Here is an 8,064-nt window from a genome sequence, read left to right as displayed (position 1 = left end):
CGATCTAGAAATCGGGCTTCAAAAGATCTGGTCGTCTGTATTAAAATCAGATGATTTAGGAGTTAATGACAACTTTTTTGAATTTGGAGGACATTCCCTTAAAGCCATTCAGATATTGAGCCGTATCAAGAGCGAGATGGGATTGAACGTTACTCTTAAAACAATGTTTTTAAATCCTACAATTCGCAGATTGGCTATGCAAGTTGAATTGAGCGAAAAGGATGGGAAATCTTTTGAAAGTATTCTTCCGATCAAAAAGGAAAATAATGGTTACAAAGTATCCGCTGGTCAGGAACGAATATGGATTTTAAGTCAGTTTGAAGGTGCTAAACAGGCATACAATATTAATTCTGTATTTGAATTGAAAGGTTTTGTCGATAAAGAAAAACTCGTTGCTTCACTGAAAAATGTAGTTGAAAGACACGAAATATTACGCACAAACTTTGCCATGCATAATGGAGAATTGCGCCAGTTTATCAGAGATATTCACGAGCTAAATATAAAAATATCTATTCATGATATGTCAGATTTATCTCAAAATGTGAAAGACAAAATTGAAGTAGAATTATTAAAATCTTTTGATCTTCAAAAGGAGTTACTATTTAGTGTAAACCTTTATGAAATTAATGAAGGGCATTCATTTTTGCAAATTTGCATTCATCATATTGTATCAGACGGATGGTCTATGGTAATAATGATGGATGAGCTAATGAAGTTTTATAATGCAGCTGTTCAAGGTTATGAAGTAGTATTGCCTGAGCTCAAAATTCAATACAAAGACTTCGTACATTGGCAATATCAGTCATTAGAAAATAGTAATTTCGAAAACCATCGCGAATTTTGGCATAGTTTGTTAAAAGAACCTTTATCTGTTTTAAATATTGCCGGAGAGAAGACACGCCCTTCAGTTCAAAATTATCATGGTAGTTCTCAAGAATTTACTCTTTCAAGATCACTTACCTTGGGATTGAAAAAATATGCGAATAAAAATAACAGTAGCATATTTTCAGTTCTATTGTCAATGGTAAATATTATACTTTATAAATATACCGGACAACAGGATATTATTATTGGAACAACTTCAGCCGGCCGCATTCACAAAGATCTTGAGCTACAAATGGGATATTATTTAAATAATTTGGTCTTAAGAAACCAAATTTTCCCCGAAAATAGTTTTACGGATTTATTCAGACGTATAGAAAAAAACTTATTAGATGTTCAGGACCATCAAAATTACCCATTTGACAGATTGGTTAATGAACTTTCATTAAGTAGGGATATGAGTAGATCACCTATATACGATGTATTGGTTGAATTTCAGAATTTTACAGATGTTTTAGAAAATGAAACTGACAAAGCGAATGGATTAGTCTATAATGCATATAAGATTATTGAAAAATTTAGCCAGTTGGATCTTAATATAATTTTTAATCAACGTCATGAAGATATTGAGATCCGAGTTGTTTATAATCCTACAATATTTGGAGATTGGCAAATCAAAAATTTGGCTGCTCAAATTGAATTAATTGGAAATCAAATATTAGAAGATGATACTAAACCTGTTGCTAATTATAATTTGTTACTTGAGTCTGATAAAAAACTATTTGAAAAATTTAACAACAATCAGAAGAAACTGCCTATAGATAGTACTTTTTTGAATGTTTTCCATGAAATAGCAATACTACATAAAGATAAAATAGCTGTTTCACATGAAGAAAATAGTTATAGTTATAAACAACTCAATGAAGCCTCAAATAGGTTGAGTAATGTGTTGATAGATAGTGGTGTATCTTCTGAAGAAGGAGTAGTTGTTTTGTTGGATAGATCTATTGAATCTTTAGTTGCTCTTATAGGGATCATGAAATCCGGCGCAACTTATGTACCAATTGAACCATCATTTCCGGTAGTAAGAATAATCGATATTCTGAACGATCTCTCATGTAGGTTTATTGTAACAACTTCTAAATACATTAGTGATGAGATTAGTGCATATATAGTTAACAAAGACAATAATTCATGTATTATTTGTTTGGATGATTATCAAATCGCAAAGCAAGAAAAACTAATTATTAAAGATGCAGCAGCTATTCAAGAGAGTTCACCTAACGACTCAAGTATCAAGGTAAAAACTTCACAACTTGCTTATATCATATATACGTCCGGATCAACAGGAACTCCGAAAGGCGTTATGATTGAACATATCGGTATGTTAAATCATTTATATGGTAAGGTAAACGATTTAAATTTAGACGCAGATAGTATTATTGTTCAGAATGCTTCAATAACTTTCGATATTAGTATTTGGCAATTTTTAGCAGCATTGATGGTAGGCGGTAAAACTTTAATTTATGATAAAAACATAGTCTTAAAGCCAAATATTTTAGCGCAAAGTATCAAACTGGATAATGTTACTGTTCTGGAAGTAGTTCCTTCCTATTTAAACGTTATGATGGAATGGTTTGAAATGCAGGGCAGAATTGATTATCCCCATCTTCAATGTTTGGTCGTTACAGGAGAAACATTAAATCGCAATTTGGTTGAGAGGTGGTTTAATTTTTATCCGGACATTAAAGTAATTAACGCTTACGGACCTACCGAAGCATCAGATGATATTACACATCACATAATGTTTAACGTACCGGATTATGAAATTGTTCCTATAGGGAAAGCCGTTCAGAATTGCAATATTTATATTTTAGATGATCAATTACAGCTATGTCCTATAGGGGTAAAAGGAGAGTTATGTGTTTCTGGATTGGGTGTTGGACGTGGTTATTGGAAAGATAGTGCCAAAACAAGAGAAAGTTTTGTGAACGATCCTTTTAGAGAAAACGTAAGGATGTATAAAACGGGCGATATAGCAAGGTATTTGTATGATGGCACAATTGAGTTTTACGGTAGAAAAGATAGTCAGATTAAAATACGAGGAAACCGTGTTGAACTTGGGGAAATTGAACATAAACTTATACAACAATCGAATATTTCTGAAGCTGCAGTTATTTTAAAAAGCAACAGAAATCACGAACCCTATCTAGTAGCTTTTATAAGTACAAACACGAAAGATATATCGACACATTCTATTCTGGAAAGACTAAAATCAGAAGTTCCCGAGTATATGATACCAACTAAAATAATCGTAGTAGATTATCTACCTTTAACTAATAATGGAAAGATTGATAGAAAGGTACTATTGGATATTCCTGAACCTGATTTTGAAGAAAAATTTCAAGATCCCGATAATCTTGCTGAAGAAAAGCTTCAGTTTATTTGGGGTAATCTTTTGAATGTAGATCGTATTAGTGTTACTGCAAATTTCTTTGAACTTGGAGGAAATTCCCTATTAGCAATACGTTTAATAGGTCATATTCTGCACGAACTGGCTGTAGAGCTAAATTTAAGGGAGGTATTTGAAAACCCTACAATAAGATCTATGGCTTTAGTGATTTTACAGAAAGATGCCAACAACTTATCTTTTATTAGTACAGTCGAAGAAGCTGAGTTATATCTTGTAAGTCATGCGCAAAAAAGACTTTGGGCATTAGCGCAACTTGAAGAACACCAAGAGGCTTATAATATATCTACAGGAATCCGAATAAAGGGACAGTTAGATAGAAATATATTAAAAAAAGCTATTTTGTCTTTGGTAAATAGACATGAAAGTTTGCGCACGGTTTTCAAGATAGTGGATGGGATACCATTTCAAAAAATTAACCCGATCAGTGAAATAGAAATTGAAATAGAGTTTTCTGATTTAGAGGGTGCTAGTGGTGATTATGATGTTTTAGAAAGTATAGTTAACAATCATAATAACACATTATTTGACCTGGAATTCGGGCCGTTGTTTAAGTGTCATCTCATACGAAAACAGGCTGATGAACACTTTTTTTTAGTCGCACTTCATCATATTATTTCTGATGGCTGGTCTATGGATGTTCTCATAAACGAATTTTATGCTTATTATAACTTGCATAAAGCGGATGGGGATGAGCCTTTTGCCCCGCTACAGATTCAATACAAAGATTATGCTGCGTGGCAAAATAAAAACTTAATTGATGATAAAGTAGTACAAGCAAAAGAATATTGGTTAAAAGAATTTTCAGGCGAAATACCAGTATTAAATCTGCCTTATTATCAGGAAAGACCTATTTATAAAACATTTAACGGTTCGTTTGAAGAAGTGAGATTAGACTCTTCACTTACGCAGTTACTAAACGATTTAAGTAAGAAGAACGACTGTACCTTATTTATGACCTTGATGGCTTCTGTAAATGTTTTAATGTACTTTTATAGTGGGCAGAGCGATATAGTTATCGGTACACCTGTTGCTGCAAGACCTCAAAAAATACTCGAAAATCAGATCGGGTTATACATTAATACATTAGCCTTACGAAATAAGATTGATGGTACGCGCGGATTTTGTGATTTATTAAAAACGATTAAAGAAAATTTTTTAAAAGCTTTTGAGCATCAACAATATCCTTTCGATGTATTAATCGAAGAACTTAACCCCGATAGAAACCTAAGTAGATCTCCTTTATTTGATATTATGGTGATTCAACAGAATGCAATGAACAATGAATTATTGCATGATATTCAAGGTTTTGATATTGAAGGTATTAATTTTAAAAGCAATTACAGTAAATATGATTTAAGTTTTAATTTCTTGGAAGCTAATGAGGAGATAATTTTAAATTTAAATTACAATACTGATTTATTTGCCTACTCTGATGTCTTAAATATGTTAAGGCATTTTAAATCAATACTTAGTGCTATCATTGAGGGCCCAACAAGCACAATTGATAGTTTAGAATATTTGAGTGTTGAAGAAAAGCAATGGCAGCTCTCTAAAAAGAGCGAGGTGATCTATGCCGAGGAATCATTTTCTAGTGTAGTTGCTAAATTCGAAACTCGAATGAATGAGTATCCTGATGCAATAGCAATAGGTTTCAATGAGACTAGTTGGAAATTTGATGAACTCAATAAAAGAGCAAATAAATTAGCTCATTTCTTAGTAAATAAGTACAATAGTAATAGGGGAGTTGTTGTTGGTATAATAATGGAACGTTCTAATACACTTATCTCCGGAATATTGGGGATTATGAAAACAGGAGCTGCTTACTTGCCAATTCCGCCAGATATTCCTATTCTGCGTCTTAAATTAATTATTGAAGAATCTAATTTAGGCGTATTGCTTTGTGATCAGACTACTTGTGATAATTTACCAAATGATGTGGGTGCAAAAATTATTAACATTGATGCTATCGAAGCCACTTTGGATGAAATGCCTTGTGAAAATTTAGTTTCTGTCAATCAGCCCGAAGATGATGCATATGTTATATATACTTCAGGATCGTCAGGTAAACCTAAAGGTGTTAGAATTAGTCATCGGGCATTGTTAAATTATGAGACCTGGTTTAGTAATACTTACAATATTACGACCAATGATAGTACTTTGTTAATGTCATCAATATCATTTGACCTAACGTATACAAGTTTGTGGAGTAGTCTTATTAGAGGGGCTAAACTGGTTATTCTTCCTGAAAATAAATCAGCCGATCAGGAAAGTATCATACGATATTTGATCGATCACAATATTACATATATAAAAGTAACGCCTTCACATTTGAGAATGCTAGTTTTAGATGAAGATTACAAACGTAGCGTTCAGCAATATTCGTTAAGAGTTTTGGTATGTGGAGGAGAAGCGATCGATGTTGAGGATGTTAGCACGTTGCTATCTGATCGCAGGGAAATGACAATTGTTAATCATTATGGGCCAACAGAAACGACTATCGGAGTTTTAACTCAGCCTATTACCTATGATAATTTACAAGTATTTAAAAAAAATCCTGTAATTGGATCTCCAATTTCAAATACAAATGTGTATATATTAAATGATAATGGATATTTACTTCCTCGCGGGGTAATAGGTGAAATTTGTGTTGGAGGATCTGCTTTAAGTTCAGGGTACATAAGTAATGAAGAAAGTGGTTTAACAAGATTTGTAAAAGACAGATATTTAAAAAATGAAACTATTTATAAAACGAACGACTTAGGTTATTGGAATGTAGATGGGAAAATATGTTTCGTGGGAAGAAAAGACAATCAGGTAAAAATTAGAGGATACCGAGTTGAACCATCAGAGATAGCAAGAGTATTGTTAAATCATAATGATATAAATAATTCCTTCGTATTGGCAGATGAAACAGCAAATGGAGATAAGATTCTAGTTGCTTTTTACGTGAGTGATGTGGTATTGAATGGTAATGATCTTGAATCTTTTTTAAAGCAATACCTGCCAATATACATGATGCCAACATTATTTATTGCTCAGGAATATATCCCAATTACCCACAATGGTAAAGTAGATCTTAAAGCCTTATCCCGTATATCAAAAGGAAGATTTAACAAGATTGAATATGAAGCACCAACATCACTACTTGAAAAACAAATGGTCGAAGTTTGGGAGAAAATACTTGGCAGGTCTCCAATAGGAATTAAGGATAACTTTTTTTCTACCGGAGGTGATTCAATTAAAGCAATCCAAGTTATAGCTAGTTTACGTAATATAAATTTAAAATTATCGATTAAGGACCTTTTTGAAGAACAAACAATTGACCGAATTGTAAATAAAATTACAACTGTAGACATAGAGATTGATCAATCGGAAGTGCATGGAGAGCTATCTTTAACACCTGTTCAACATCAATTTTTTAGTAAAAATAACTGGACTTTAAGTCATTATAATCAGGCAGTTTTGTTGAAGTCTAAAATTGCTTTAGATAAAGGAACACTTGAGGATGTATTTATGTCTTTACTAAGGCATCATGATGGACTAAGGGCAACCTTTACTCAAACTGAGAATGGGATTGTTCAATTTATTGAGGAATCAGCAACTATTTACCCTAGTTTCATAAATGAATTTGAATATAAAGATGCTTCATTTAAATTAGATGATTTAGAATCTGTTTTTAATGCCTTACACGAGTCATTTGACTTACGAATAAGCCCATTATTAAGAGTAGGATTATTTCATACACCTATTGGAGATTTTCTTTTTCTTTCAATTCATCATTTAGTTATAGATGGTATTTCCTGGCGAATATTGTTACAAGATATGGAATCGCTAATAAATGCTCATTCTAAAGCAGCAAAATTTAGCTTGCCTAAAAAAACAAATTCTTTTAAAGTTTGGTCGGAACAATTAGTAAAGTATGCTTCTAAAAAAACTGCTTTGCAGGAATTGGGGTATTGGGAAACGATACTGTCTTCAGATATAAAATCGATTCCTGTTGACTACAATTCCAATTCACTATTGGAAATTGATTTTAAGAGTGAAAATTTATCATTTTCAACAGATCAGACAGAATTATTACTTTCTTCAATGAACAAAGTATTTTCTACGGAAATCAATGACCTTTTATTAACGGCTCTTTCAATTGCTTTATATAAAACATTTGGGATTGATAAATTACTTATAGAAATGGAAGGTCATGGTAGAGAAGATATTATACCTGAACTGGATATTACCCGAACTATAGGATGGTTTACCTCAAAATACCCCGTTTTACTGCAATATATTGGAGATGATATTTCGCAACAGATAATAGAAGTAAAGGAAAATCTTCGACAGATCCCTAATAAAGGTATAGGATTTGGAATCTTGAGGTATTTGTCTGATGAAAAACACCTTTCAGCTTTTGATGCGGGTAAAAATCCGCAAATTTCCTTTAATTATTTTGGACAGATAGATGAAATTTTTGATGAATCTCATTTTTCATTGGTAAACGGTTCATTTGGAAAAACTATAAGCGATGACAAGATTAACCCTTTTTTAATTGAACTTGAAAGTATTGTTTCTAAAGGCCGTTTGGAAGTAAGTTTTAGATATAACGATAAGTTCTTTAAAACAGAAACTATCAAAGTCCTAAAGGAGTTCTACAAGAAGGCCTTGATTGATATTATGGATCATATTTCAGAATTGAAGTATAGTGAGGTAACGGCTAGTGATGTTTCAGATATACCGCTGGCAATAGAGGATTTCAATTCTCTTTTTGAATAAGG

Annotated in this window: 1 protein-coding gene; it reads left to right on the top strand. The window is 32.4% G+C overall.

What is annotated here, in order from left to right; all coding sequences use genetic code 11:
• Positions 1-10: 10 nt before the first annotated feature.
• Positions 11-8,062 (top strand): amino acid adenylation domain-containing protein, encoded by an 8,052-nt coding sequence (locus C245_RS0121115; RefSeq protein ID WP_369770056.1) that lies wholly within the window; start codon positions 11-13, stop codon positions 8,060-8,062.
• The last annotated feature ends 2 nt before the right edge of the window (positions 8,063-8,064 follow it).

It is taken from the genome of Flavobacterium sp. WG21, assembly GCF_000335775.1.
In the GTDB taxonomy this organism is placed as follows: Bacteria; Bacteroidota; Bacteroidia; order Flavobacteriales; family Flavobacteriaceae; genus Flavobacterium; species Flavobacterium tructae.
Note: the sequence above shows the minus strand (reverse complement) of the source record. Positions and strands in the feature narration are given on the sequence as shown.